26 protein-coding genes are annotated in these 24,760 nt (G+C 69.2%); 12 read left to right on the plus strand and 14 right to left on the minus strand.

Translation table 11 applies throughout. The features are described 5' to 3' along the window. Positions 1 to 291: 291 nt before the first annotated feature. From N8I71_RS10755 to nth, 3 genes are all read right to left on the minus strand, one after another. Entirely contained in the window at positions 292 to 1,002 is a 711-nt protein-coding gene (locus N8I71_RS10755) for a cyclic nucleotide-binding domain-containing protein (protein ID WP_262877986.1), read from the minus strand. 453 nt (positions 1,003 to 1,455) lie between these two features. Then, positions 1,456 to 2,448, minus strand: a complete 993-nt coding sequence (locus N8I71_RS10760) for an adenosine kinase (protein WP_262877987.1) — start codon at positions 2,446 to 2,448, stop codon at positions 1,456 to 1,458. After that, complete coding sequence (gene nth / locus N8I71_RS10765) at positions 2,445 to 3,125, minus strand: endonuclease III (protein ID WP_262877988.1); 681 nt, start codon at positions 3,123 to 3,125, stop codon at positions 2,445 to 2,447. The genes N8I71_RS10760 and nth overlap by 4 nt, the downstream gene beginning before the upstream one ends. A gap of 276 nt (positions 3,126 to 3,401) precedes the next feature. Here nth and N8I71_RS10770 point away from each other — a divergent pair, with 276 nt between their 5' ends. The 3 genes from N8I71_RS10770 (at position 3,402) to N8I71_RS10780 (ending at position 5,943) form a co-directional block, all read left to right on the plus strand. Beyond that, positions 3,402 to 4,256 (plus strand): bifunctional helix-turn-helix domain-containing protein/methylated-DNA--[protein]-cysteine S-methyltransferase, encoded by an 855-nt coding sequence (locus tag N8I71_RS10770; protein WP_262877989.1) that lies wholly within the window; start codon positions 3,402 to 3,404, stop codon positions 4,254 to 4,256. Between the two features lie 174 nt (positions 4,257 to 4,430). Then, positions 4,431 to 5,084 carry an OmpA family protein gene (locus N8I71_RS10775; RefSeq protein ID WP_262877990.1) on the plus strand — a complete coding sequence of 218 codons (654 nt, stop codon included), beginning with the start codon at positions 4,431 to 4,433 and terminating at the stop codon, positions 5,082 to 5,084. Positions 5,085 to 5,175: 91 nt separating this feature from the next. Further along, positions 5,176 to 5,943: an FCD domain-containing protein gene (locus tag N8I71_RS10780; protein ID WP_262877991.1), complete on the plus strand. Its 768-nt coding sequence runs from the start codon at positions 5,176 to 5,178 to the stop codon at positions 5,941 to 5,943. 126 nt (positions 5,944 to 6,069) lie between these two features. Here N8I71_RS10780 and N8I71_RS10785 read toward each other — a convergent pair whose 3' ends face one another. Beyond that, complete coding sequence (locus tag N8I71_RS10785) at positions 6,070 to 7,290, minus strand: mandelate racemase/muconate lactonizing enzyme family protein (RefSeq protein ID WP_262877992.1); 1,221 nt, start codon at positions 7,288 to 7,290, stop codon at positions 6,070 to 6,072. A 13-nt stretch (positions 7,291 to 7,303) separates the two neighbouring features. Further along, the gene (locus N8I71_RS10790) at positions 7,304 to 8,386 is read right to left on the minus strand and encodes a zinc-binding dehydrogenase (RefSeq protein ID WP_262877993.1); all 1,083 of its coding nucleotides are present in this window, start codon (positions 8,384 to 8,386) and stop codon (positions 7,304 to 7,306) included. 155 nt (positions 8,387 to 8,541) lie between these two features. Here N8I71_RS10790 and pcaD point away from each other — a divergent pair, with 155 nt between their 5' ends. The 3 genes from pcaD to N8I71_RS10805 all read left to right on the plus strand — a co-directional run bounded on the left by pcaD (position 8,542) and on the right by N8I71_RS10805 (position 11,991). Continuing rightward, complete coding sequence (pcaD, locus tag N8I71_RS10795; protein WP_262877994.1) at positions 8,542 to 9,345, plus strand: 3-oxoadipate enol-lactonase; 804 nt, start codon at positions 8,542 to 8,544, stop codon at positions 9,343 to 9,345. Beyond that, positions 9,342 to 10,685 carry a lyase family protein gene (locus N8I71_RS10800; RefSeq protein ID WP_262877995.1) on the plus strand — a complete coding sequence of 448 codons (1,344 nt, stop codon included), beginning with the start codon at positions 9,342 to 9,344 and terminating at the stop codon, positions 10,683 to 10,685. The genes pcaD and N8I71_RS10800 overlap by 4 nt, the downstream gene beginning before the upstream one ends. A 67-nt stretch (positions 10,686 to 10,752) precedes the next feature. Continuing rightward, entirely contained in the window at positions 10,753 to 11,991 is a 1,239-nt protein-coding gene (locus N8I71_RS10805) for a TCR/Tet family MFS transporter (protein WP_262877996.1), read from the plus strand. 2 nt (positions 11,992 to 11,993) lie between these two features. Here N8I71_RS10805 and N8I71_RS10810 read toward each other — a convergent pair whose 3' ends face one another. Genes N8I71_RS10810 through N8I71_RS10820 form a run of 3 tightly spaced genes read right to left on the minus strand, consistent with a single transcriptional unit; the run spans position 11,994 to position 14,484 of the window. Beyond that, positions 11,994 to 12,965: a threonine ammonia-lyase gene (locus N8I71_RS10810; protein ID WP_262877997.1), complete on the minus strand. Its 972-nt coding sequence runs from the start codon at positions 12,963 to 12,965 to the stop codon at positions 11,994 to 11,996. Then, positions 12,962 to 13,798: an alpha/beta fold hydrolase gene (locus N8I71_RS10815; protein ID WP_406676094.1), complete on the minus strand. Its 837-nt coding sequence runs from the start codon at positions 13,796 to 13,798 to the stop codon at positions 12,962 to 12,964. Before N8I71_RS10815 ends, N8I71_RS10810 begins: the two co-directional genes overlap by 4 nt. Further along, positions 13,795 to 14,484 carry a haloacid dehalogenase type II gene (locus tag N8I71_RS10820; RefSeq protein ID WP_262877999.1) on the minus strand — a complete coding sequence of 230 codons (690 nt, stop codon included), beginning with the start codon at positions 14,482 to 14,484 and terminating at the stop codon, positions 13,795 to 13,797. The genes N8I71_RS10815 and N8I71_RS10820 overlap by 4 nt, the downstream gene beginning before the upstream one ends. Before the next feature lie 175 nt (positions 14,485 to 14,659). On the opposite strand from N8I71_RS10820, the gene N8I71_RS10825 reads away from it, so the two are divergent. Then, positions 14,660 to 15,088, plus strand: a complete 429-nt coding sequence (locus N8I71_RS10825; RefSeq protein WP_262878000.1) for an FKBP-type peptidyl-prolyl cis-trans isomerase — start codon at positions 14,660 to 14,662, stop codon at positions 15,086 to 15,088. Positions 15,089 to 15,161: 73 nt separating this feature from the next. Then, positions 15,162 to 15,767: a hypothetical protein gene (locus tag N8I71_RS10830; protein WP_262878001.1), complete on the plus strand. Its 606-nt coding sequence runs from the start codon at positions 15,162 to 15,164 to the stop codon at positions 15,765 to 15,767. A gap of 6 nt (positions 15,768 to 15,773) precedes the next feature. Here the strand turns inward: N8I71_RS10830 and N8I71_RS10835 are convergent, their stop codons facing one another. Further along, the gene (locus N8I71_RS10835) at positions 15,774 to 16,535 is read right to left on the minus strand and encodes a LytTR family DNA-binding domain-containing protein (protein WP_262878002.1); all 762 of its coding nucleotides are present in this window, start codon (positions 16,533 to 16,535) and stop codon (positions 15,774 to 15,776) included. 153 nt (positions 16,536 to 16,688) lie between these two features. Here N8I71_RS10835 and N8I71_RS10840 point away from each other — a divergent pair, with 153 nt between their 5' ends. Further along, entirely contained in the window at positions 16,689 to 17,177 is a 489-nt protein-coding gene (locus tag N8I71_RS10840) for a helix-turn-helix domain-containing protein (protein WP_262878003.1), read from the plus strand. A 24-nt stretch (positions 17,178 to 17,201) separates the two neighbouring features. Here the strand turns inward: N8I71_RS10840 and N8I71_RS10845 are convergent, their stop codons facing one another. From N8I71_RS10845 to fabA, 3 genes are all read right to left on the minus strand, one after another. Then, positions 17,202 to 17,990, minus strand: coding sequence for an enoyl-ACP reductase FabI (locus N8I71_RS10845; protein WP_262878004.1), 789 nt, complete (start codon positions 17,988 to 17,990; stop codon positions 17,202 to 17,204). 9 nt (positions 17,991 to 17,999) lie between these two features. Beyond that, complete coding sequence (locus tag N8I71_RS10850) at positions 18,000 to 19,229, minus strand: beta-ketoacyl synthase N-terminal-like domain-containing protein (RefSeq protein ID WP_262878005.1); 1,230 nt, start codon at positions 19,227 to 19,229, stop codon at positions 18,000 to 18,002. A gap of 148 nt (positions 19,230 to 19,377) precedes the next feature. Further along, positions 19,378 to 19,887 carry a bifunctional 3-hydroxydecanoyl-ACP dehydratase/trans-2-decenoyl-ACP isomerase gene (gene fabA / locus N8I71_RS10855; protein ID WP_262878006.1) on the minus strand — a complete coding sequence of 170 codons (510 nt, stop codon included), beginning with the start codon at positions 19,885 to 19,887 and terminating at the stop codon, positions 19,378 to 19,380. A gap of 208 nt (positions 19,888 to 20,095) precedes the next feature. Between fabA and irrA the strand changes: the two genes are divergently transcribed. From irrA to N8I71_RS10870, 3 genes are all read left to right on the plus strand, one after another. After that, complete coding sequence (irrA, locus tag N8I71_RS10860; RefSeq protein ID WP_262878007.1) at positions 20,096 to 20,515, plus strand: iron response transcriptional regulator IrrA; 420 nt, start codon at positions 20,096 to 20,098, stop codon at positions 20,513 to 20,515. Between the two features lie 141 nt (positions 20,516 to 20,656). After that, positions 20,657 to 22,477 (plus strand): translational GTPase TypA, encoded by a 1,821-nt coding sequence (typA, locus tag N8I71_RS10865; protein ID WP_262878008.1) that lies wholly within the window; start codon positions 20,657 to 20,659, stop codon positions 22,475 to 22,477. Between the two features lie 66 nt (positions 22,478 to 22,543). Continuing rightward, positions 22,544 to 23,200, plus strand: a complete 657-nt coding sequence (locus N8I71_RS10870; protein WP_262878009.1) for a hypothetical protein — start codon at positions 22,544 to 22,546, stop codon at positions 23,198 to 23,200. Positions 23,201 to 23,286: 86 nt separating this feature from the next. Here the strand turns inward: N8I71_RS10870 and N8I71_RS10875 are convergent, their stop codons facing one another. Both N8I71_RS10875 and cysE read right to left on the minus strand, forming a co-directional pair. Beyond that, a complete protein-coding gene (locus N8I71_RS10875; protein WP_316249249.1) occupies positions 23,287 to 23,805 on the minus strand; it encodes a GNAT family N-acetyltransferase in 519 nt (172 codons plus the stop codon). Between the two features lie 4 nt (positions 23,806 to 23,809). Continuing rightward, on the minus strand, positions 23,810 to 24,619 hold the full coding sequence (cysE, locus tag N8I71_RS10880; RefSeq protein WP_262878010.1) for a serine O-acetyltransferase: 810 nt from the start codon (positions 24,617 to 24,619) through the stop codon (positions 23,810 to 23,812). Between the last annotated feature and the right edge of the window lie 141 nt (positions 24,620 to 24,760).

Here is a 24,760-nt window from a genome sequence, read left to right on the forward strand (position 1 = left end):
AATTCCGGCAAGCATGGGCGAATTCCCGTTCGATGGCAAACTCTTGGGGTCTGGCGCCCGCGACCGCGGCGCGCCGGTGCCGAGGTTCTGATCGGGGAGACACGGTTCCCGGAGCGGCGGGGGCGGCGGCGGTGGCGAGCGAGGACACCGCGCGGGTCCTGCACCTTCCGGGCGAACGTGCTCTGCCCGGGATCGGGGCTCGGCAGGAGATCGCGCTTGCGGCGGGCCATGCACCGCAAGCCGAGGTTCGGCGCAAGCTCGTGGCGATGAGGGCGGCGGCCCCGCCCGCGTTCAGCCCCGCACCCGGAGCGTCTCCGCCCCGCTGAGCGCCCGGGCGTTGGCCGCGCGCTCCATCGGCACGCTGTCGGCGACCTTGCGCGCCAGTTCCCGCCCGAAGAGCGCCACCATCGCGTTCGACAGGGACGGCGCGCGCGCCATCCGCGCCTTCAGCGCCTCGATCGGCAGGCGCACGACGGTCCCCCCCTCGGGCAGCGTGACCCCCGCGCTCGATGGATTGCCGGTCAGAAGCGCGATCTCGCCCACGAAGGCGGGCCCCGCGATCGGGAAGACCGCCCCCTGCTTGTCGATCTCGATGCGGTCGGAGAAGACCAGCATCAGGTCCTCGACCGGCGCCCCCTCGAGCGCCAGGGGCGTACCCGCCTCCACCGTCTCGCGGCGCATGATGCGCTTCAGGCGCCGGAACTGGCCCGGTGTCAGGGTCGGGAAATGGGCGAACAGTTCCCGGTCGGGTTCGGACATGCGCCATGTCGTCCGTTCGGTCACGATCAGGAGAACGAGCGAGAGGTTCACCGAGAACAACAGGACGTTGGCGAAGACGGACTGGATCACGGGTTCGGGGCGAAGCGCATAGAACAGCGCGTCGCACCCGAGGCCCGCCATCACGAGGATCCTCAGCCACAACTCGTCACGCACCGTGAAGCCGATGAACTTGAGCAAGAGGCCCAGCATCAGGATGGAGGTGATCAGGATCGGGTCCGTCATGGCGGAAAAGGGCCCCAAGGACTTGAACTCACGCGTCTTCGACCCTTCCTAGCCGAGCGCGCGCGCATTCCCAAGCGCCGATGTCACGTTCCGCGCCTGCCAGTGCCCCACCCCTGGTCGAGGTCGAGGTCGAGGTGGCATGTCCCGGAACCGAAGCGCGACAATCCGATCGTGCCCGTCACCCATTGCATGGTGCAGACCCGCCGCGTCGCCGACCGTGTCGCGTTGCGCCACTTCGGGCGGCTGGTGGAGATCAGACCGACGGGGGAGGTTTTCAGGCACCAGGGAACGGAGGTGGCCCAGCGGTCCTTCGGTGGCAAAGTGGGCGAGAGCGCCGCCCGGGACCGAGGCAAGGCGCTTCGGGTGCGGTGAACCAGGCGCCTTCGAAAGCGCATCGCACGGGATCGGGAATTCTCATCGCCAGGCCGGTTCGACGAGGCGTCGCCGCATCTCTCAGATCAGGCCCTGCTCGGCGAACAGGTCCTTCAACGGGCGCTTCGGACGCGGGCCGATATGCCGGATCACCTCTGCCGCCGCGGCGACGCCCATGCGGCCCGCCGTCTCCAGGTCCTGCCCCGTCGCCATGCCGTAGAGGAACCCGGCGGCGAACTGGTCGCCCGCACCTGTCGCATCCACCGGCGTGATCCGTTCCACCGGGACCTCGGCGCGCGCGCTCCCCCGGATCAGCTTCACCGGATCGCCCGAATGGGTGCAGACGACAAGCTCGCAGACCTCCGCCGCCCGCGCGAGCGCCGCGTCGAGGTCGTCGGTCTCGTAGAGCGCGAGCCATTCCTCGTGGTTGCCGATGGTATAGTCCATCTCCGCCTCGATCAGCCGGAGGAAATCGGCCCGGTGCCGGTCGACGCAGAACGGATCGCTGAGCGTGATGCCCACCTTCCCGCCCCCGGCCCGGCAGGCGCGCGCCGCGGCCGTGAAGGCGGCCTTTCCTTCCGGCTTGTCGTACAGATAGCCCTCGAGGAACAGCCAGCGCGCCGAGCCCGCCACCCCGGCGTCGACGTCGTCCTCGTCGAAGTCCGCGCCGGCGCCGAGATAGGTGTTCATCGACCGCTCGCCGTCGGGCGAGACGAAGATCATCGACCGCGAGGTCGGCGGCAGGTTGCCCGGCACCGGAGCATTCGGGAAGTCCGTCCCCTGCTCGGCCATGCCCTGCGCGTAGAACCGGCCCAGCGCGTCGTCCTTGACCTTGCCGAGGAACGCGGTGGACAGGCCCAGCGAGCCCACGCCCGCGATGGTGTTGGCCACGGACCCCCCGGGCGTCTGCACCCGGTCGGACATCGCGGCATAGAGAAGCTCGGCCCGCTCGCGTTCCACCAGCTGCATGATGCCCTTGGTGATCCCCATGTTCTCGAGGAAACTGTCATCGCCATGGGAGATCACGTCGACGATGGCGTTGCCGATGCCGACGACGTCGTAGCGGTGGCTCATGCTGGGGTCCCTTTCGCGGGTTTCGGTGACGGCTCCACGGTCTTGTCCTCGAAGGCGCAGAGATCGCGGATCAGGCAGGCGGGGCACTTGGGCTTGCGCGCGACGCAGGTATAGCGGCCGTGCAGGATCAGCCAGTGATGGGCATGGCGCTGGAACTCGGCGGGCACGTTGTCCTCGATGGCGCGTTCCACGGCGTCGACGTCCTTGCCCGGCGCGATGCCCGAGCGGTTGCCCACGCGAAAGATATGCGTGTCGACGGCCTGTGCCGGGAACCCCCACCACATGTTGAGCACCACGTTGGCCGTCTTCCGCCCCACGCCCGGCAGGGACTGCAGCGCCGCGCGCGAGGACGGCACCTCGCCGCCGTACTCCTCCACGAGGATGCGGCTGAGCTTCATCACGTTCTTCGCCTTGTTGCGGAACAGCCCGATGGTCTTGATGTGCTGGATCAGGCGCTCCTCGCCGAGATCGAGCATCTTCTGCGGCGTGTCCGCCACCTCGAAGAGCGCGCGCGTAGCCTTGTTCACGCCCGCGTCCGTCGCCTGCGCCGACAGCGCGACGGCGACAAGGAGCGTGTAGGCGTTCACATGCTCCAGCTCTCCCTTCGGCTCGGGCTCGGCATCCCGGAACCTCCGGAAGATCTCGACCATCGTGTGATAGGGCAATTGGCGGGCCATGGCGCCCTTTTGGCCGCTCCGGCGCGGGGCGGCAAGGGGGGAAGCCCGGGCGCGGCGGACCTGAAGGCCCCCCGCGCCCGGCCCTGCCTCCGGCGGGAGTTTTCTTCCAGGATGAAGGAATGGCGCGGTCCCCCTCCTTCATCCTGGCCGAAAAACTCCGGGGGAGCCGGCGCCAGCCGGCGGGGGCGGCGCCCCCGGGCTCGCCGCCGCGATGGCCCGCGAAAAGCCGCAAGTTCCGGGTCGCGAACGCCTGCGGTCCAGCGTTACCTTCGCCCCATGACACAGGACAACGCCTATCATTACCAGGTCATCCGCCGCGCCATCGACGAGATCGACCGCGCCGAGGAGCCACTCTCGCTCGAGACGCTCGCGGCCCGCATGAACATGAGCCCGGCCCATTTCCAGCGCGTCTTCACCGCCTGGGCCGGCGTCAGCCCGAAACGATACCAGCAGTATCTCGCGCTCGATCACGCGCGCACCCTCCTGCGCGACCGGTTCACCACGCTCAAGACCTCGGGCGCGGTGGGCCTGTCGGGTCCCGGCCGCCTGCACGACCTGTTCCTGACCTGGGAGGCGATGAGCCCCGGCATCTATGCCTCGGGCGGCGCGGGCCTGACGATCCGCTGGGGCCTGTTCGACAGTCCCTTCGGTCCGGCGATCGTCATGGCGACCGAGCGTGGCATCTGCGGTCTCGGCTTCACCGCGGAAACCGGCGAGGCGGCGACACGCGACGACCTCATGTCGCGCTGGCCGAAGGCGCGTTTCCTCGAGGACGCCGGGGCGCTGCGCCCGCTGGCCACGGCGGCGCTCGGCGGCGGCGGCGGCGAGGTACCGCTCGCCCTGATCGGCGCGCCCTTCCAGATCAAGGTCTGGGAGGCGCTCCTCACCATTCCGTCGGGCCAGGTCACGACCTATTCCGAGATCGCCCGCGCCATCGGCCACCCGACCGCGGTCCGCGCCGTCGGCACCGCGGTCGGACGAAACCCGGTCTCCTGGCTGATCCCCTGCCACCGCGCACTCCGGAAATCGGGGGGGCTTGGCGGCTACCACTGGGGCCTGCCGGTCAAGCGCGCCCTCCTCGCGCGGGAGGCAGCCGAGGCCGAGCTTGCCCCGGCGCCCGGATCCGCCTGAGCGCGGTCAAATCCGCGTGAGACCATGGGCGGGTTTCCGCCCGGACGGTTTTTCCCCCTGCGTCCGCCGGATCGGGATGCTATAGACCCCAGCCAGAACGCGCGCGCCCGCCTCCCCCGTCAGAAGGGCCAGGGGGCGCGCCACACGCGACGAGCAAGCAAAGGGCCGAAAACCATGACCATCTCCGCCAAGCTGACCATGATCTGCGCCGCCAGCGCACTGGCCCTGACAGGCTGCGTGTCGAACAACCCCGATCCCAACGCGAACCGCACCCGCGACGGCGCGATCCTCGGCGGCATGCTCGGCGCCTTCGTCGGCGCGGTCTCGAACGACGAGGACCGCGGCCGCAACGCCGTGCTGGGCGCCGCGGCGGGCGCGATGGCCGGCGGCGTGATCGGCGCGGCCCTCGACCGCCAGGCCCGCGACCTGCGCGCTTCGCTGGCAAACGACCAGATCGTGATCCGGAACACCGGCGAGGAACTGGTCGTGACCATGCCCGAGGGCATCCTCTTCGATTTCGACAGCGCCGCGATCCGGGCCAGCCTCCAGTCCGACCTCCGCGCGCTCGCGCGCAACCTGCAGGCCTATCCCGACACAACCGTCGACGTGATCGGCCACACCGATTCCTCGGGCTCGCCGGAATACAACATGGACCTGTCGTCGCGCCGGGCCTCCGCCGTCGCCGGGGTCCTGCTCGAGGCCGGCGTCGCGCCCTTCCGCGTCCGCAGCTTCGGCCGCGGCGAGGAGGAACCGGTGGCGACCAACCTCACCCCCGAGGGCCGGGCGCAGAACCGCCGCGTCGAGGTGATCATCCGCCCGACCGCTTGACCGGGGCAAACCCGGCCCGGGGGCCGCTCCGGGCTGGACTTGTCCGCGAAGGTGGTCATACTCCCTTACCAATCCGGGGAGGGAGGAGGCGATGCCGTTTCAGCGCATCGAGGCTGAGAAGCTGTCGCACTCGGTCGTGCGGCAGATCGAACAGCTCATTCTGCGCGGCATACTGCGCCCGGGCGAGCGCCTGCCGTCCGAGCGCGAACTGAGCGAGCGGCTGGGCGTCTCGCGCCCATCCCTGCGCGAGGCGGTCGCCGAGCTTCAGGCGCGCGGCCTTCTCGCCACCCGCGCGGGTGCGGGCATCTACGTGGCCGACGTGCTCGGCTCCGCCTTCTCGCCCGCGCTCATCCGCCTCTTCGCCGCCCACGAGGAGGCGGTCTTCGACTACCTCGCCTTTCGCCGCGACCTCGAAGGCATCGCCGCCGCGCGCGCCGCGATCCACGGCTCGGACACGGACCTCAAGGTCATCGACACCGTCTTCGCCAAGATGGAGGCCGCCCATTCCAAGCGGAACCCGGCCGACGAGGCGGAACTCGACGCCGAGTTCCACCTCGCCATCATCGAGGCCAGCCACAACGTGATCCTGCTGCACATGATGCGTTCGACCTTCGATCTCCTGCGCGAGGGCGTGTTCTTCAACCGCCAGATCATGTTCAAGAACCGCACCACGCGCGACCTCCTGCTGGAGCATCACCGCGCGATCAACGACGCGCTGCAGGCCCGCGACCCCGAAGCCGCGCGCGAGGCGGTCCGAGTGCATCTCGGCTTCATCGAGCAGGCGCTCGAGACCCAGAAGAAGGCCGAGGCGAACGAGGCCGTGGCGCGGCTGCGCTATGCCCACGAGCAGGACCGCTAGCGCCCGCGGCGCCCCTTCATCCTGGCAGGAAACTCCGGGGGAGGGCCGACAGGCCCAGGGGGCAGCGCCCCCGCAACCCGAGCCGCAGGCGAGGCCAGGGCCGTGCGGCCCGCAGGGCCGTGCAATTCAGTCGGCCGCGCCGCCCGTGAAGGCGTTGCCGTTCTTCCAGTCGCAGGGCGCCTCCTGCATCTCGAGGTGCAGCCGGTCGGTCGTGACGGGGTGTGCCGCGGCCACCGCCTCGTCGAGCTCGATCCCGAGACCGGGCGCTTCGGGCGCCTGCGCGAAACCGCCCTCGACCCGCGGACGGCCGGTCACCAGCGTGTCGTGAAACTGGGTCTCGATCGCCTCGACCATGAGGATGTTGGGGCAGGACACGGCGAGGTGCAGGTTCGCCGCCCATTCCACCGGCCCGGCATAGAGGTGCGGCGCGATCTGCGCGCCCGCGGCCTCGGCCAGCGTCGCGATCTTCCGACCCTCCCAGATCCCGCCCGCGCGGCCCAGTGCGGGCTGCACGATGCGCACGCCATGGGCCAGCGCCTGCGCGAACTCGGCCTTCGTGGTCAGCCGCTCGCCGCAAGCCACGGGGATCGAGGTGGCCCGCGCCACGGCGGCGAGCGCGGGAAAGTCGTCGGGCGGCACGGGTTCCTCGAACCAGAGCGGATCGTAGGGCTCGATCGCCTTGGCCAGCCGGATCGCGCCGCCGGGGATGAACTGGCCATGCGTGCCGAAGAGGAGGTCGGCGCGGTCGCCCACCGCATCCCTGATCGCCGCGCAGAACCCGGCCGACAGCGCGATGTCGGACTTCGCGGGCATGTGCCCGCCTCGGATCGTGTAGGGCCCGGCCGGGTCGAACTTGACCGCCGTCCAGCCCTCCGCGACCCGGTCGGCGGCGGCCTCTGCGGCCATGTCGGGGTCGATCCAGAAGCGGTCTGCGTCCTGTCCCGGCGCGGGATAAAGATAGGTATAGGCCCGGACCCGGTCGTTCATCCGCCCGCCGAGAAGCGCCCAGACGGGCCGCTCCCGCGCCTTGCCGAGGATATCCCAGCAGGCCATCTCCAGCCCCGAGAAGGCGCCCATCACCGTGGGATCGGGCCGCTGGGTGAATCCCGAGGAATAGACGCGGCGGAACATCAGCTCGATGTTCTCGGGGCTCTCGCCCTCCATGTGGCGGGCGAAGACGTCCTCGATCACCGCCTCCATGGCACGGGGACCCACGGCGCTGGCGTAGACCTCGCCCAACCCGGTGATCCCGTTGTCGGCCGTCAGCCGCACGATCAGCCAGTAGCGTCCGCCCCAGCCCGGCGGCGGGGGGGAAACGGCGAAGATCTCGATATCCTTGAGGCGCATCCGCGGCCTCCTTTCAGAAGACGATGACGTTGCGCCGCGCCTTCGCGCCGCGGGTGTCCTCGATCGCGTCGTTGATCTCGTCGAGGCTCCAGGTCCGCGATACCAGCGCGTCGAGTTCCAGCCGCCCCTGCTCGTAGAGGTCGACCATCCATGGCACGTCGCGCGACAGCACGATCTCGCCCATGAGGCTGCCGCGCATCCCCTGCCCCGTGGCCGCGAGGATCACCGGCTCCCAGGCCGAGGTCGCGCCCGAATGGGGCATGCCGACGGCATAGACCGTGCCGCCCGTGGCCAGAAGGCGGGGCGCCATGTCGTAGGCGGGGATCGCACCGACGCAGACGAAGACGTGGTCCGCGCCACGCCCGCCGGTCAGCGCCTTCACGGCGCGCCATGGCTTCTCCTCGGAGGCCAGCAGCACATCGGTCGCGCCGAAGGCCATCGCGTCGTCGAGCTTCATGGGTTCGAGGTCCATCGCGATGATCCGCGCCGCGCCGGCAAGGCGCGCGCCCTGCACCGCGTTCAGGCCCACGCCGCCGCAGCCGACGACGACGACGCTTTGCCCGGGCCGCACGCGGGCGGTGTTCACGACCGCGCCGAGGCCCGTGGGCACGCCGCAGGCCAGAAGGCAGGCGCTGGTCGCGGGGATCGCGTCGCCGACCGGCGCGACCTGGCTGGCATGGACCACGACCTTCTCGGCGAAAGCGCCGCATTTCAGGCCCTTGGTCAGCGCGCGCCCATCGGCAAAGCTCAACTCCGGCGGCAGAGGCGCGTTGCCCGAGCAGTAAACCGGCATCGCCGTGGCGCAGGACTGGCAGGACCCGCAGGCCCGGATGAGCGTGACGATCACGCGGTCGCCCACGGACAGGCCCACGCCGTCGCCCGCCGCCGTCACCCGCCCCGCCGCCTCGTGGCCGTAGACCGCGGGCAACGCCCCGCCCCAGGCGCCCTCCATGTAGGAGATGTCGGAGTGGCAGATCGCCACCGCCTCGAGCGTCACCTCGACCTCACCCGGGCCGGGATCGCGCAGGACCACCGTCTCGATGGTCAGCGGCGCATGGAACTCGTGGCAGACCGCGGCACGGATTTCGCTGGGCATGTCTCGCCTCCCCCCTGTCGTCCTCGGGCCACACTGCGGGGCGGCCCCTCCGCCCGCAAGCCCGATTTCGCCGCCGCAGGGCCGACTTGCGACGCGGTTGCAGCGCCGGGCGTTCTGGCGGAAAACGGAGGTCTCGGGCCCGGGGAGAGGACACCATGGACTGCATCGCCTTCGACGACGTGACACTTCATGTGCGGCAGGACGGAACGCCGGGCGGCCCGCCCGTGGTGTTCGGCAACTCGCTCGGGACGGATATGCGGCTCTGGGACGACGTGGTGGCGCGGCTGCCCGCGGGCCTGCACATGGTGCGCTACGACAAGCGCGGCCATGGCCTGTCGACCTGCCCGCCCGCGCCCTATTCCATGGGCGCCCTCATCCGCGATGCCGAACGGCTGATCGAGGCGCTGGATCTCCGAGACGTGGTCTTTGTCGGCCTGTCCATCGGGGGGATGATCGCGCAGGGGCTGGCGGCCAAGCGCCTCGACCTGGTGCGCGCGGTCGTGCTGTCGAACACCGCGCCCAAGATCGGCACGCGCGCCCTCTGGGACGAGCGGATCGCCCAGGTGGAGACCGAGGGGCTCTCGGCCATGTCGGACGCGATCATGACGCGTTGGTTCTCGAAACCATTCCGCGAAAGCGACGCGGTCAGCCCTTGGCGGCGGATGGTCGAGACAACGCCCGCCGCGGGCTATGCCGGCTGTTCGGCGGCCATAGCGGGAACCGATTTCTACACGACGACCGCGGCCCTCCGGCTCCCCGCACAGGTGATCGCGGGGGATGCCGACGGGTCCACCCCGCCCGACCTCGTGCAGGAGATGGCCGGCCTGATCCCCGGCGCGCGCTACGACCTGATCCGGGGCGCGGGGCACCTGCCCTGCGTCGAGAAGCCCGACGAATACGCCGCGATCCTGATGCGGTTCCTGGGCGAGATCGGCCACCTTCCGGACAGCGCGACATGAGCGTTTCGCCCTTCGACAGCGCGCTTCACCGCGAGCTTTTCGGCGACGCGGAGATCGCGCGGCTCTTCTCGGACACCGCCGAGGTGCGGGCGATGATGCTCGTCCTCGGCGCGCTTGCGAAGGCGCAGGGCGCGGCGGGCACGATCCCGGAGGTCTCGGGCGCCTTCCTGCACCGCGCGATGATGGAGGCCCAGGTGGACCCCGCGGGCCTGGCGCAGGCCACCGGGGCAAACGGCGTGACGGTTCCGGGGCTGGTCGCGGCGCTGAGGAAGGCTCTCGATGCGCCGGAACATGCCCAATACCTCCACTGGGGCGCGACGAGCCAGGACATCCAGGACAGCGCGCTGATGTTGCGGATGCGTCAGGCGCTCATGCTGATCGAGGCGCGGATCGGCGCGGCGCTGACTGCGCTTGCCGACCTTGCCGAGGCCCATGCCGAGACGCTGCAGGCCGCGCGGACCTATGGCCAGGTCGCCACGCCGTCGAGCTTCGGCGCGCTGGCGGCGGCTTGGGGCGGACCGCTTCTGCGGCTTCTCGACCGGCTGGAGGCGTTGCGGCCGCGCTGCCTCTGCGTGTCGCTGTCCGGGGCTGCCGGCACCGCCTCGATGCTGGGCGCGGATCCCGCGGCGCTGCGGGCCTCGGTCGCGGTGGGGCTGGGGCTGTCCGATCCGGGCGGATCATGGCACGCGAGCCGGGACCGGATCGGCGAGATCGCGGGATGGCTTGCGGACCTGAGCACGGCCTGCGGCAAGGCGGGCGGCGACCTCGTGATCCTCACCCGCTCGGAGCTGGGCGAGGTGCGCCTGCCGGGCGCGGGCGCCTCCTCGACCATGCCGCAGAAGCAGAACCCGGTCGCGCCGTCGCTTCTCGTGGCGCTGGCCCGGTTCGCGCCCCCTCAGGCCGCGATCCTGCAGGGCGCCGCGTTGCACGCCGAGGCGCGGGACGGCGCGGCATGGTTCGCCGAATGGCTAACCTTGCCACCGCTGACCGCGGCGGCGGCGAAGTCGGTTGCGGTCCTGGGCGAGATCGCCCGCGGGCTGGAGGCCGATGCCGGCACCATGGCGGCGCGTGCGGGCGACCCGTTGGGCCTGATCCATGCCGAGGCGCTGTCCTTCGCGCTCGCGGCCGGGATGCCCCGCGCCGAGGCGCAGGCGCTGGTCAAGGCGCTTGCGGCAGAAGCGCGGGAGACGGGCACGCCCCTTCCCGCCCTCGTGTCCCGGGAAAGGCCGGGCTTCGGGCTGCCGGACCTCGCGCCGCCCGGCGTGCTGGGCACTGCGCCGGCAGAGGCGCGGGCGTTCGCCCGGTCTGCGCGGGCCCGGGCCGCACGGATCGCGGGCTGAAATCTCCGATTGTCAACCGAGGCGTGTCAACCTAGATTGACACCTGCCAGACATCCCGCGAGACCGCATGCGCCGTTCCTCCGCCCGCCTTCCGATCGTCTTCATCATGATCACCGTGACGCTCGACGCGATGGGCATCGGGCTGATCCTGCCGGTCATGCCGGACCTGATCGCCGAGGTGCGGGGCGTCTCGATCTCGGACGCGGCCCTCTGGGGCGGTATCCTGTCGGCGGCCTACGCGGTGATGCAGTTCGGCTTCTCGCCCACCATCGGCTCGCTGTCGGACCGTTTCGGACGGCGGCCGATCCTGCTCGTCTCCATGGCGGTGATGGCGGCCGATTACGTCGTGATGTCGGTCGCGGGAACGATCTGGATCCTGCTTGCGGGCCGTATCGTGGCGGGGATCGCGGCGGCGACGCACGCGACCGCGCTGGCCTTCATGGCGGACATCACGGAACCGGGCAAACGCGCGCAGAACTTCGGGCTGATCTCGGCGGGCTTCGGGATCGGCTTCATCCTCGGCCCGCTTCTCGGTGGACTTCTCGGCGGGCTCGACCCGCGCGCGCCCTTCGTGGCGGCGGCGATCCTGGCCGCGATGAACTTCGCCTTCGGCTGGTTCGTCCTGCCCGAGTCCCTGCCCAAGGACCGCCGGCGCCCCTTCGACATCCGCCGCGCGAACCCGGCGGGGGGCCTGATGCAGATCGGCGCGTTGCCGGGCGTGCGCCCACTCCTCGTCGTGATGCTTGCCTACCAGATCTCGAACTTCGTCTATCCCGCGATCTGGGCCTATTACACGCAGGAGGCGTTCGGCTGGGACGCGCGCATGGTGGGCCTGTCGCTCGCCGCCTACGGCGTCTCCATCGCGGTGGTGCAGGCCGGGCTGATCCGGCCGATCCTGAGAACGCTCGGCGAGGGGCGCGCGGTCTTCTGGGGGCTGGTCTTCAACACGGTCTGCCTCGTGGTCTACGGGCTCATCACGGAAGGCTGGATGGTCTGGCTCATGGTGCCGATCTCGGCCATGGGCGCGGTGGTGGCGCCCGCGATGCAAGGCGTCATGTCACGAGCCGCCGGGGCCGATCAGCAGGGCGAATTGCAGGGCGTGCTGGCGTCGATCTCGGCGCTGTCGATGATCCTGTCGCCCCTGATGATGACGCAGGCCTTCTTCTGGGCCACGCGCGAGGGTGGTCCGGTCTGGCTGCCGGGCGCACCGTTCCTGCTGTCGGCGGTGCTGATGGCGACGGCCTTCGCGGTCTACACGACGACGTGGCGGCGCGGCGCGCAAACGGCGACGACACCGGCGGAATAGCCTCAGTCCGACAGAACCTCGGCGAACAGCCCGCGGTCGACGTTGCCGCCCGAGATCGTGACGATCGCCGGCCCATCGTCCAGTTCCTGCCCATGGAAGAGCGCGGCGGCGAGCGCCACGGCGCCGCCCGGCTCGGCCACGACCTTGAGCCGCTCGAAGGCATGGCGCATGGCCGCGCGCACCTCCGCCTCGGTCACAACGATCCCCGGCCCGCACAGGCGGGACATGATCGGGAAGGTGATATTCCCCGGCGCGGGCGTCAGGATCGCGTCGCAGAAACCCGCCTCGGGTCCGTTGTTCCGGACGATCCCGCCCGAGGCGAGCGACCGCGCGGTATCGTCGAAGCCCTCGGGCTCAACCGGCCGCACGACCATTCCGGGCGCCCGCGCCTCGAGCGCCAGCGCGATGCCCGCGGTCAGGCCTCCGCCGCCGCAACAGGTCAGCACGGTCGCCTGCGTCACCCCCTCCTCCGCCGCCTGCTCGGCAATCTCCAGCCCGCAGGTCCCCTGCCCGGCAATCACCAGCGGTTCGTCGAACGGCTTGATGAGCGTAAGGCCCCGTTCCGCCTCGAGCCGCGCGCCGATCGCGTTGCGGTCCTCGCCGCCCGCACGGTCGTAGAGCACGACATCGGCGCCCATGGCGCGTGTGTTCTCGATCTTCAGGCGCGGCGCATCGGCCGGCATGATGATGGTGGCGGGCACGCCGTGCAGCTCGGCCGCGCGCGCCACGCCCTGCGCGTGGTTGCCCGACGAGAAGGCGAGCACGCCCCGCGCCCGCACCTCCGGCGACAGCGCCGAGACCGCCGACCAGCCGCCGCGGAACTTGAAGCTGCCGGTGTGCTGCAACGCTTCGCATTTCGCGAAGACCCGCCGCCCGGCGATAGCGTCGAGGAAAGGCGAGGACAGCAGGGCCGTGCGCCGGACAACCCCTTGCGCCCGCTCCGCCGCGGCCTCGATCATGGAAATGTCGGTCATGCCACCTGCTCCAGCACCGCGGCGATCACCGCCTTTGCCTCCGGTTCGTCGAGGAAGGGAACGTGGCCCCGGTCCGGCACCTCGGCATAGGCCATGTCGGGCCTGCGCCGCCGCATCTCGGCGGTGGTCTCCACGGACAGAAGGTTGGAATTCGCGCCCCGGACAAGACCCAGCGGAAGCCCCTCGAAGGCATCGAAGAGCGGCCAGAGATCGGGCGCTTTCGCCCCCGGCTCGAAGGCCGGCGCCACGGCCTCGCGCAGGCGGGGATCGTAGCGCAGGTGCAACCGCCCCCCCTCCTCGCGGTAGAGGCGGCGGGCGAAGTCGTCCCAGGTCGCGGGCGGCACCTTGTCGAAGACGCCCGCGTAGAAGGCGGGGAAGACCGCCGCGACCTCCGCGAGGCTGCGCGCCGAGGGCGGGCGTCCGATGAAGTCCATGATCGCGTTCAGCCCTTCCTGCATGATGTCTGGCCCGATATCGTTCAGGATCACGCCCGAAAGCCGGTCCTTCGCCGTCGCCGCAAGGATCATGGCGACGATACCGCCGCGCGACGTGCCGAGGATCGTGACCTTCGGGAGCCCGAGATGATCGAGGAGCGTCAGGACATCCTGCGCCTCGACCGGCACCTGGTAGGTGGCGGGGTCGGCGAAGTCCGACGCCCCGCGCCCCCGGAAATCCATGCGGATGACCTGCGCGCGGTCTGCGAAGGCCTCCACCACCGGTTCGAAGTCGTCCATGTTCCGCGTCAGCCCCGGCAGGCAGAGGAGCGGCGTGCCCTCGCCCGTCACGTCATAGGCCAGTTTCACGCCATCGGCGGCGGTCACGTGCTGCATCAGTCGATCCCCAGAAGTGCCGGTATGCCGGTCAGGTCCCTCGCCACGTGCCCGGGCCGCCCCGGCAGGCGGTCCACGGGGTCCCCCGCCCGGTTCACCCAGAGCGTCCGGAACCCGTAGGACGCGGCCGAGGCGGCGTCCCAGCCGTTTGAGGAAACGAAGAGAACGTCGGAAGGCTCGCAGGAAAACCTTTTGCCCACGAGGTCGTAGACGGCGCGCGCCGGCTTGAAGATGCCCACGTCCTCGACCGACAGCACGTCATCGAGCATCGGGCCGAGCCCCGCGCTCCCGACCGCGCCATGGAGCATGTCGGGACTGCCGTTCGAGAGGATCGCAGTGGCAAGCCCGGCGGACTTGAGCCGCGACAGCATGGCGGGAACCTCCGGATAGGCCGCCAGCCGCCAGTAGAGCCCCAGGAGCGCCTCGCGCAGGTCCGGGTCCGGCACGCCCGCGCGCTCCAGCGCCCAGTCGAGCCCATCCTGCGTCACCTGCCAGAAATCGCAATGCTCCCCGGTCACGGCACGCAGCCACGAATACTGAAGCTGCTTCAGCCGCCAGTCGGACGCCACCTGCTGCCAGACCTCCGCGAAGGCCTCGCGGCCCGGCTCCCCGGCCAAATCCCGCGCCGCCGCCGACACGTCGAAAAGCGTGCCGTAGGCGTCGAAAACGCAAACCCCGATCCCCTGCATCCCGTGCTCCCCGCCGTTCGCCGGGACCTTGGCACAGGCTTTCGTCCGCGACAATTCGCAACCCGGGGTTCAAATGCCCGGCCCTTGGGCTTATGCTTTACACATCGACACGCGGCAGTCGCGCGCAACACCGCGCCCCCGTGAAATCCACCCCCCTACCGAAAGACGATACCCCATGACCCAGGCCAAGCCGGGCACGACCGTGTCCATCCATTACACCGGCACTCTGGACGACGGTTCCACCTTCGACAGTTCGGCAGGGCGCGAGCCGCTGACCTTCAAGATGGGTGAGGGCCAGATCATCCCGGGCCTCGAATCCGCCCTGTCCGGCATGTCGGTGGGCGACCAGAAGACCGTCACCATCCCCTCCGAGGAAGCCTACGGCCCGCATCGGCCGGAAGCGATCCAGCAGGTCCCGCGCGAGGCGGTGCCCGATCACATTCCGCTCGACCTCGGCACGCAGCTGCAGGTGCAGACGCCCGATGGCCGCGCCCTGCCCGTCGTGGTGACCGAGGTGACCGATGAGCAGGTGACGCTGGATGCGAACCACCCGCTGGCCGGCAAGGACCTGACCTTCGCCGTGGAACTCGTGGCGGTGGACTGACACAAGGCCCCCTGCGCTGGATCAAGGCGCAGGGGTGCGTTTCGTGATGCCTTCCTGCCAGGGAGACAGCATCATGACCGATACCATCGAACGACTGAGGTCGCGGCTGCACGACGCGCGCGAAGCGCTGGAGGCAGAGATAGACGCCAGGCGCGCGCGCTTCCGCTACCGCCTGCGCGGACGACGGGTGGAGTTCGGTCCGGAGGTGCGCGAGGCGCACCGCGCGGCCCGCGAGAGCCTGCGCAGCTTTCTCGCCCGAACCCGGCTGCTGGTCGTGCTGAGCGCGCCGTTTATCTACGCGCTGATCCTGCCGCTCGTGCTTCTCGACATATTCGTGTCGCTCTACCAGGCCGTCTGTTTCCCGGTCTACGGGATCGCGAAGGTCGCCCGCCACGACCACATCGCCATAGATCGCCACCACCTTGCCTATCTCAACGGCCTTCAGAAGCTCAATTGCGTCTATTGCGGCTATGCCAATGGCGTGCTGTCGCTGGCGCGCGAGGTGGCGTCCCGGACCGAGGCCTACTGGTGCCCGATCAAGCACGCCCGCCGCGTGGCGGACCCGCACGACCGGATGCCGGGTTTCGCGGATTACGGCGATGCGGAGGGGTTCAGGCAAGAGACCGCACCGGAAGGCCAGGCCCGCGCGGGCCCCGCGACGCCGTCGGACGGGTCCTGACCTCGGTCACGCTCCGACCTTGACCGGGATATCGAGCTGGGCCAGCACGTCGTCGAGATAGGTCTTGCTGATCGGAAGCTCGCGCCCGTCCGACAGGACGGCAACCGGCTTCTTCGCGCTTCCGGCCACGGCTTCGAGGTGCTTCAGGGCAATCCAGTGCGACCTGTGAATGCGCAAGCCCGGAAGCCCCTCAAGCTCGGCCATGGCGTCGGAGAGCCGGATCAGGACCAGGTGCTTGCCTCGCGGGGTCGTCACCTCGGCATAGTGGTCCATCATGCTGATCGAGACGATGTCGTGCACCTCGCCTGGCGGAAGACGCTTGTTGAAGGCGGTGGCGACGACGGCCGGCCCTGCCGTCGGCCGGTCCACTGCAACCTCCCGGTACTCGAAAAGGCAGGCGATCCAACCGATGGAGGCGACCTGAAACCACAGGTATGGGAAAGCATCGGCGCCCATCGTCGGCTCAACCATCACGCGAAAGACAAAGATGACGACCGCGACGCCGGGAACAGCCGCAAGCATTGCTGCGAACCCAAGCCGCACCGCGCGCGGAAACCGCGCAAGGGACGGCGCGGGAAGCGCGATGGAGACCGAGGTGTGCATCATGAGGCCGATCGCCGACATGATGACCGCCCAGAACACAACGCGCGACCACAACGAAAGTCCTTCATAGGTTCCGAAAGGCCCGAATGCCGCGAAACCGGCGACCAGGACGACGAAGACGAGGATCTTGCGCTCGGTCACGAGCGAGAGGAAATTTTCACGCATCGTGAAAAGTCCGGGTAGTGGATTTAGCGAATTATTTTCAAGTTTCACGAAAACACGCTTGTTTTCAAGAGGCTTGGGGTCGGCACTTCCTATCGCGGCGGAGGTCCGGGGCATGAGAGGAACTCCGGACGCCACGGTCTGGAGGACGGCGAGATGTGGAACGAACGGCGTTTCGAAGAACGGCATCGCATCGCGCGCCGGCTGCGCAAGCTGCGTCTGGAACGGGGACTGACACAAACGGAACTGTGCGCCCGGCTCGGATATGCGCACCCGTCCTCGATCTCGAGTATCGAGAAAGGGCGTCGGCCGGTATACAGGAGTGACCTGCTACGCTTCGCCGAGGCGCTCGATTGCGATCTCGACGATCTTCTCGGCGCGCCCGGTCGCAGGCTGAAGGGTTATCCCCTCGAGCGTGCGGTTCGCATGATGGGGATCGCGCTCATGCTTCTCGGCACCCAAGCGGGCTTCGGCACCGCGTTGGCCGAGGAAGCCGTGCTCGAGCTTGGCCCCGCTGACGGGGTGTCGGGGCTTGCGGAAGGAACGGATGGCGATCGCGGACGCCCACCGGGCCTCAGAATCCCCATCGAGAGCGACAATTGCGATGCACCGCCCACACGGCCCGGTCTGAACGTAGGAAGCTGAGCGCCTGCCCGCACGCAGGGAAGCTCACAGGTTCTCCGGCTGCAACATCCCCAGCACGTGGTAGCCGCCGTCGACGGTGATGATCTCGCCCGTCGTGCAGGCCCCGTAATCGGACGCGAGGTAGACGGCTGTCCCGCCGATCGCCTCGAGCGTGGCGTTGGCGCGGAGCGGTGCATTGGCCTCGGTCGTCTTGAAGGTCTTCCGCGCGCCACCGATGGCGGCACCCGCGAGCGTCTTCATCGGGCCGGGCGAGATCGCGTTGACCCGGATCTTCTGCGGCCCGAGGTCATTGGCGAGGTAGCGGACGGAGCTTTCCAGCGCCGCCTTGGCCACGCCCATGACGTTGTAGAACGGCGTCACGCGGTTCGACCCCTGGTAGGTCAGGGTCAGGAGCGTGCCGCCATCGGGCATGAGCTCGGAGGCGCGGCGGGCCACGTCGATGAAGGAATAGCACGAGATCGTCAGCGAATTGCGGAAGTTCTCGCGGCTGGTGTTGATGAAACGGCCCGTCAGCTCCGTCTTGTCGGAGAAGGCGATGGCGTGGACGACGAAGTCCAGGCTGCCCCATTCGGACGACAGTTTCGCGAAACAGGCGTCCATCGAGGCGTCGTCCATCACGTCCACGTCCACCAGGAGCGTCGAGCCGAGAGAGGCGGCCAGGGGCTCCACCCGCTTGCCGAAGGCCTCGCCCTGGTATGAGAAGGCAAGTTCCGCGCCCTCGGCGTGAAGCGCCTTCGCGATGCCCCAGGCGATCGACCGGTCATTGGCGACCCCCATGACAAGCCCGCGCTTGCCCTTCATCAATCCGCTCATGCTGCTGCCTCACCCATCGTAGCGGGAGAGGAGCATCGAGCCGTTCGTGCCCCCGAACCCGAAGGAATTCGTCATCACCGTGTCGAGCCCGGCGTTCTCGACCAGCACGGTCGCGATCTCGTCCGGCTTCAGCGCCGGATCCAGCGTCTCGACGTTGATCGAGGGCGCGATGAAATCGTCCTTCAGCATCAGGAGGCAGAAGATCGCCTCGAGCGCGCCGGCGGCGCCCTGCGCATGGCCGGTCATGGATTTGGTGGAGCTGACGGGCGGCGTCGTGCCGTCGCCGAAGACGCGGCGCACGGCCTCGACCTCGCCCACGTCTCCGACGGGCGTGGAGGTGCCGTGGGCGTTGATGTAGCTGACGCGCCGCCCCTCGGGCAGGGTCCGGAGCGCGCCGCGCATCGCCCGTTCGCCCCCCTCGCCCGAAGGCGCGACCATGTCGGCCCCGTCGGAGGTGGCGGCGAAGCCCGTGACCTCGGCGTAGATCGTGGCGCCGCGGGCCAGCGCGCGCTCTAGCGGCTCCAGCACGACCATGGCGCCGCCGCCGGAGATGACGAAGCCGTCGCGCCCCGCATCGAAGGCGCGCGAGGCCTTCTCGGGCGTATCGTTGTATTTCGAGGACATCGCGCCCATCGCGTCGAAGAGGCACGAAAGCGTCCAGTCGAGCTCCTCGCCGCCGCCGGCGAACATGATGTCCTGCGCCCCCAGCGCCACCTGCTGCGCGGCCATGCCGATGCAATGCAGCGAGGTCGAGCAGGCCGAGGTGATGGAAAAGTTCATCCCCTTGATCCGGTAGGCCGTGGCGAGGTTCGCGCTGACGGTGGAGGACATGCACTTGGGCACCGCGAAGGGGCCGATCCGCTTGGTCGAGCCGGTATTCAGAACCGTCTGGTGGGCCGCCAGCATGGCCGAGGTGGAGGGGCCGCCCGAGCCCGCGATCAGCCCCGTCATCGGGTTCACGACGTCATCCTCGGAGAGGCCCGCATCGGCAATGGCCTGCCCCATGGCGATGTGGGAATAGGCGGCCCCGGGCCCCATGAAGCGCAAGGTCCGCTTGTCGACATGCTCGGCCACGTCGATGTCGACCGCGCCCGCGATCTGGCTGCGGAAGCCGTGCTCGGCCATGGCCGCATTGGCGGTGATGCCGGACCGGCCCGCCCTCAACGATGCGATCACTTCCTCTGCGTTTGTGCCAATACTGGAAACAATGCCCAGTCCGGTGACGACGACACGGCGCATGCGGCCTCCCTTGGATTATCCTTGCCTGTCTATGGCAAAGGGGGGAACGCGTGCAAGCCGCGCGGCACGCGGCGACCGGACGCCTGCCGGGGCGGCCGGGGCGGAATGCGTATTTGGAGAAAGATGAAGGCGGGGAAAGCCCGGCGCCTCAGCTTTCGCTGAGCGCGACCTTCATGTCCTTGACCTGGTAGATCGTCTCGCCGTCCGCCTCGACCCGGCCGTCGGCGACGCCCATCGTCAGGCGGCGGGTCTGCACGGCCTTGGTGAAGTCCACGTAGTAGGTCAGCATCTTGCGGTCGGGCCGAACCATGCCGGTGAGTTTCACCTCGCCCACGCCGAGGGCATAGCCCCGCCCCGTCCAGCCGCGCCAGCCGAGGTTGAAACCCGTCAGCTGCCACAGACCGTCGAGGCCGAGGCAGCCGGGCATGATCGGGTTTCCGGGGAAGTGGCACGAGAAGAACCAGAGATCCGGCGTGATGTCGAATTCGGCCACGACATGGCCCTTGCCATGGCTCCCGCCATCGCCGGAGATGTCGGTGATCCGGTCCATCATGAGCATCGGCGGCTCGGGAAGCTGCGCATTGCCGGGGCCGAACAGCTCGCCGCGCGCGCATTTGAGCAGATCGTCCCTGTCGAATGACGTCGGATAATTCGCCATGCCTGCCGCCCTCGCCTTTTTATCCCCCCGGCCCGGTCGCCTCCCCGGGACGAGGTCCCGGCCACGTCGGACCCGCATAGGGTCGTCTAGCACCACGCCGGAACGGCTGGCAAGGGCGAGGCGGCCCGGACGGGCGGCGCGCTTTGCAATTGAAAACCACCCCTGTTGCGCCCTATATATCGCAAGGTACTCAGGGAAAGCATTCTCCATGACCCCCCAGGCATTGGAACGCGGGAAGAACTGGCTGGCGAAGGGCGCGCTTCGTCCCACGCGGCAGCGGCTGACGCTCGCCTCGCTGCTGGTGGGCGACGGGGAGAACCGGCACGTCACGGCCGAGGGCCTGCACGACGCGGTCATCCGCTCGGGCGACAGGGTCTCTCTGGCGACCGTGTACAACACGCTGCGCGCCTTCTGTGACGCGGGCATCATGCAGGAAGTCACGGTGGACGGGACGCGCTCCTATTTCGACACGCGCGTCGACGACCACCCGCATTTCTACCACGAGGACGAGGGCCGCCTGTCGGACGCGCCCTCGCGCGGGCTGGAGATCAGCTCGCTCCCCGAGGTCCCCGAGGGCTACGAGATCGCCCGCGTCGATGTCGTGATCCGGCTTCGCAAATCGTCCTGATCGACGTCCGGTACCGGGCGACCTGCCGGAAAAGCCGGCTTTTCCCGATGCGATCCGCCAGCGGGTCGCTTCACCCCTAGCCAAGCCGCCCGGGAGCGGCTAACGGCTCGGGCCAACCCTCCCATTCCGGCCAGAGACCCCATGGACCTGCGCAACATCGCCATCATCGCCCATGTCGACCACGGCAAGACCACGCTCGTCGACAACCTCCTGAAACAGTCCGGCTCGTTCCGCGAGAACCAGGCCGTGGCCGAGCGCGCCATGGATTCGAACGACCTCGAGCGCGAGCGCGGGATCACGATCCTCGCCAAGGCGACCTCGGTGGAGTGGAAGGGCACGCGCATCAACATCGTCGACACGCCCGGCCACGCCGATTTCGGCGGCGAGGTGGAGCGCATCCTGTCGATGGTGGACGGCGTCGTGCTGCTGGTGGACGCGGCCGAGGGCCCGATGCCGCAGACGAAGTTCGTGACGCAGAAGGCGCTCGCGCTCGGCCTGCGCCCCATCGTCGTGCTGAACAAGGTCGACAAGCCCGACGCGGAACCCGACCGCGCGCTCGATGAGGTCTTCGACCTTTTCGCGGCGCTCGACGCGGACGAGGACCAGCTCGACTTTCCGCATCTCTATGCCTCGGGCCGCGCCGGCTGGGCCGACGCAGATCTCGACGGGCCGAGGAAGAACCTCGACGCGCTGTTCAACCTGATCGTCCGCCACGTGCCTCCGCCGCGGCAGCTGAAGCATGTGGACGAGGATTTCCGCATGCTCGCCACCACGCTCGGCGCCGATCCCTTCATCGGGCGCATCCTGACGGGCCGGGTCGAGGCGGGCCGCATCAAGGCCGGCGCGACGGTCAAGGCGCTGTCGCGGCATGGCGAGACGGTCGAACGCTTCCGCGTCTCCAAGCTCCAGGCGTTCCGCGGCCTGTCGTTGCAGGAGATCGAGGAGGCCTCCGCCGGCGACATCGTCACGCTCGCGGGCATGTCCAAGGCCACCGTCGCAGACACGATCTGCGCGCTCGCCGTGGAGGACCCGATCCCGTCCCAGCCCATCGACCCGCCGACGATCAGCGTGACCTTCGGGATCAACGACAGCCCGCTTGCCGGCCGCGACGGCAAGAAGGTGCAGTCGCGCGTGATCCGCGAACGCCTGATGAAGGAAGCCGAAAGCAACGTCGCGATCCGCGTCGCCGATACGCCGGGCGGCGAGGCCTTCGAGGTCTCGGGCCGGGGCGAATTGCAGATGGGCGTCCTGATCGAGAACATGCGCCGCGAGGGCTTCGAGCTTTCGATCTCCCGGCCGCAGGTCATCTTGCGCGAGAAGGACGGCGTGACGGTCGAGCCGATCGAGGAAGTCACGATCGATGTCGACGACGACTATACCGGCGCGGTCATCGAGAAGCTGACCGGCGCGCGCAAGGGCGAGATGGTCGACATGCGGCCTTCGGGCACCGGCAAGACGCGGATCATCGCGCATGTGCCGTCGCGCGGGCTGATCGGGTATCACGGGGAGTTCCTGACGGACACGCGCGGGACCGGTGTCCTCAACCGCGTGTTCCATGCCTGGCAGCCGCACAAGGGGCCGATCCCGGGCCGCCGCGCGGGCGTTCTCATCTCGATGGAGAATGGCCAGTCGGTCGCCTACGCCCTCTGGGGACTGGAGGACCGGGGCCGCATGTTCATCGGACCCCAGGAAGAGGTCTACGAGGGCATGATCATCGGCGAGCATTCCCGCGACAACGACCTCGAGGTGAACCCGCTCAAGGGCAAGAAGCTGACCAACATCCGCGCGTCCGGAACGGACGAGGCGGTTCGCCTGACACCGCCCGTGAAGATGTCGCTGGAAGAGGCTATCGCCTATATCGACGACGACGAACTGGTCGAGGTGACGCCGAACGCGATCCGCCTGAGGAAGCGCTTCCTTGACCCGCACGAGCGCAAGAGGCAGGCTCGGGCCGCGGGCTGAAAACAGGATCGGGCCTGCACAAAGGAAGGCAGGCCCTTGATCTTTCAAGGTTTAACGAGGACGACGGTGGCGGCGGCATGGGCCGCAGCCCTCGCGTTTCCGCTCTCGGCCGAGCCGCTCGCCTGCCCCGGCGGGCGCATCCTGACCGAGGATGCGGGCGCGGATGCCGCGCTGATCTGCTCGCTCGCCGCGCGCGCCACCGAGCAGCTCGCCACCTGCGGGCTGACCGTGCCCACGCCCGTCACGATTGCCGTCGTGCCCGGGCTGGAAGAGCATTGCCTCGGCCTCTACCATTGCGGTGAGGCACGCATCGAGATCCTGGCGCCCGGCGCCTATCCCGAGCGGCGCATGACGGGCGACGGTGCGGCCTTCGGGCCGGTTTCGCCGGAAGCCTTCTTCGAGAGCCTGCTGCGCCATGAACTGGCCCATGCCGCGCTCGAGGACATGCCCTGTCCCTTTCCGTCCTGCATTGTCGGACAGGAATACATCGCCTACACGATGCAGGTTCGTTTCCTTCCGGAGGCCGACCGCATCGCCTTCGAGGCCGAGGCTGCCGTCGAGGGACACGTATCGCGGGACATCCTGAACCCGATGATCCTGATGATGGCCCCGGACATCTTCGCACAGCGCGCCTGGGCGCACCTGAGCCAGCGCGAGGATCCCTGCGCCTTCATCGGCCAGATCGCGCGGGGGGAAGTTCTTCTCGACTACGAACACCCCTGAAAACAGGAAAAACGGCGCCCACATGGGGCGCCGTGTGCCGGTCGCTCGAGTGTGCGAGATGGGCGCCTCGCCGGGCCTTTCGCCGCTCAGACCATCCGCTGAAACCACAGAACGCCGTCCGCGTCCGCATCGGGATCGCGCCGGAACCCGTTCTTTTCGAGAACGCGGGCCGATGCAGCGTTTTCCGGCACCACCGCCGCGTGCAACCGAAGCCCCGAACGCGGTGCCAGTGCCCTGATCGTGCCGCCAAGCGCCTCGCTGGCATAGCCCCGTCCCCAGGCGCGCTCGGCGAACAGGTAGCCCACCGATGCGGCCCCCTCGTCCAGAGCCTTGAGGAAGAACAGGCCGATCCTGTCCTGGTCCTCGTCCTCGTCGCGCAGCGATACCACGGCGACCTCGCCCCCGCTGCTCCGCGCCTCCAGCCAGGCGTCCATGTCGGCGGTCTCGGCAAGCGCGGCCGGCAGGGGCGCGAGAACCGCGGGCGTCAGGATGTCCGCGAGCCACAGCTTCAGCGCCGCGCGGCGCTCCGCGTCGCCAAGCTCGCCCGCCCAGGGCCGGATCGCGAGACGTTCCGTGTCGAAACCCGAACCCAGCAGCGGCGTCAGCGGCTCAGCTTCCTCTCGGCAGAAGGTGGTCCATGCTCATCGACGGCTGGTCGCAGCCCGCCTCGCCGACGATGCGCGCCGGCACGCCGGCCACGGTCTTGCAGGGCGGCACGTCCGCGAGGACGACCGAACCCGCCGCGATCCGGCTGCAATCGCCGACGCGGATATTGCCCAGCACCTTGGCCCCGGCCCCGATCAGGACGCCGTTGCCGATCTTCGGGTGACGGTCCTCGTCCTCCTTGCCGGTGCCGCCCAGCGTCACCGCATGCAGCATCGAGACGTTGTCTCCCACCACCGCCGTCTCGCCGATGACGATGGAATGGGCGTGGTCGATCATGATGCCCTTGCCAATCCGCGCAGCGGGGTGGATGTCGACCCCGAAAACCTCCGACACCCGCATCTGGATGAAATAGGCGAAGTCCTGCCGCCCTTGCGTCCAGAGCCAGTGGCCCACGCGATAGGCCTGCACCGCCTGGAACCCCTTGAAGAACAGAAGCGGCTGCAGGAACCGGTGGCAGGCCGGGTCACGGTCGTGAACGGCGACGATGTCGGCGCGCGCCGCCGCGCCGAGCGTGCGATCGGTGGCATAGGCCTCGTCCGCGATCTCGCGCAGGATCTGCTCGGACATCTCGCCCGATCCCAGCTTCTGCGCGAGCCGATAGGCCAGCGCGCTCTCGAGGTTCTTGTGATGCAGGACGCAGGCATGCAGGACGCCGCCCAGAAGCGGCTCGTCGTCGACGGCGGTGGCGGCCTCGTCGGTGATGCGCTGCCAGACGGGGTCGAGCTCGGAAATGCGGGATTGTGTCCTGGCCATGGGTCGCGGCCTCCTGATGTCGCTCGGGCCCCCCGTACATAGCGCGATCCGCTCCTCCGGTCCAACGCTCCCGTCGCGCGCCGCCCCTGCCCTTTCATCCTGGCAAGAAACTCCCGCCGGAGGCCAAGGCGCGGGCGAACC

The sequence above is a fragment of the Roseicyclus sediminis genome, assembly GCF_025515305.1.
In the GTDB taxonomy this organism is placed as follows: Bacteria; Pseudomonadota; Alphaproteobacteria; order Rhodobacterales; family Rhodobacteraceae; genus Roseibacterium; species Roseibacterium sediminis.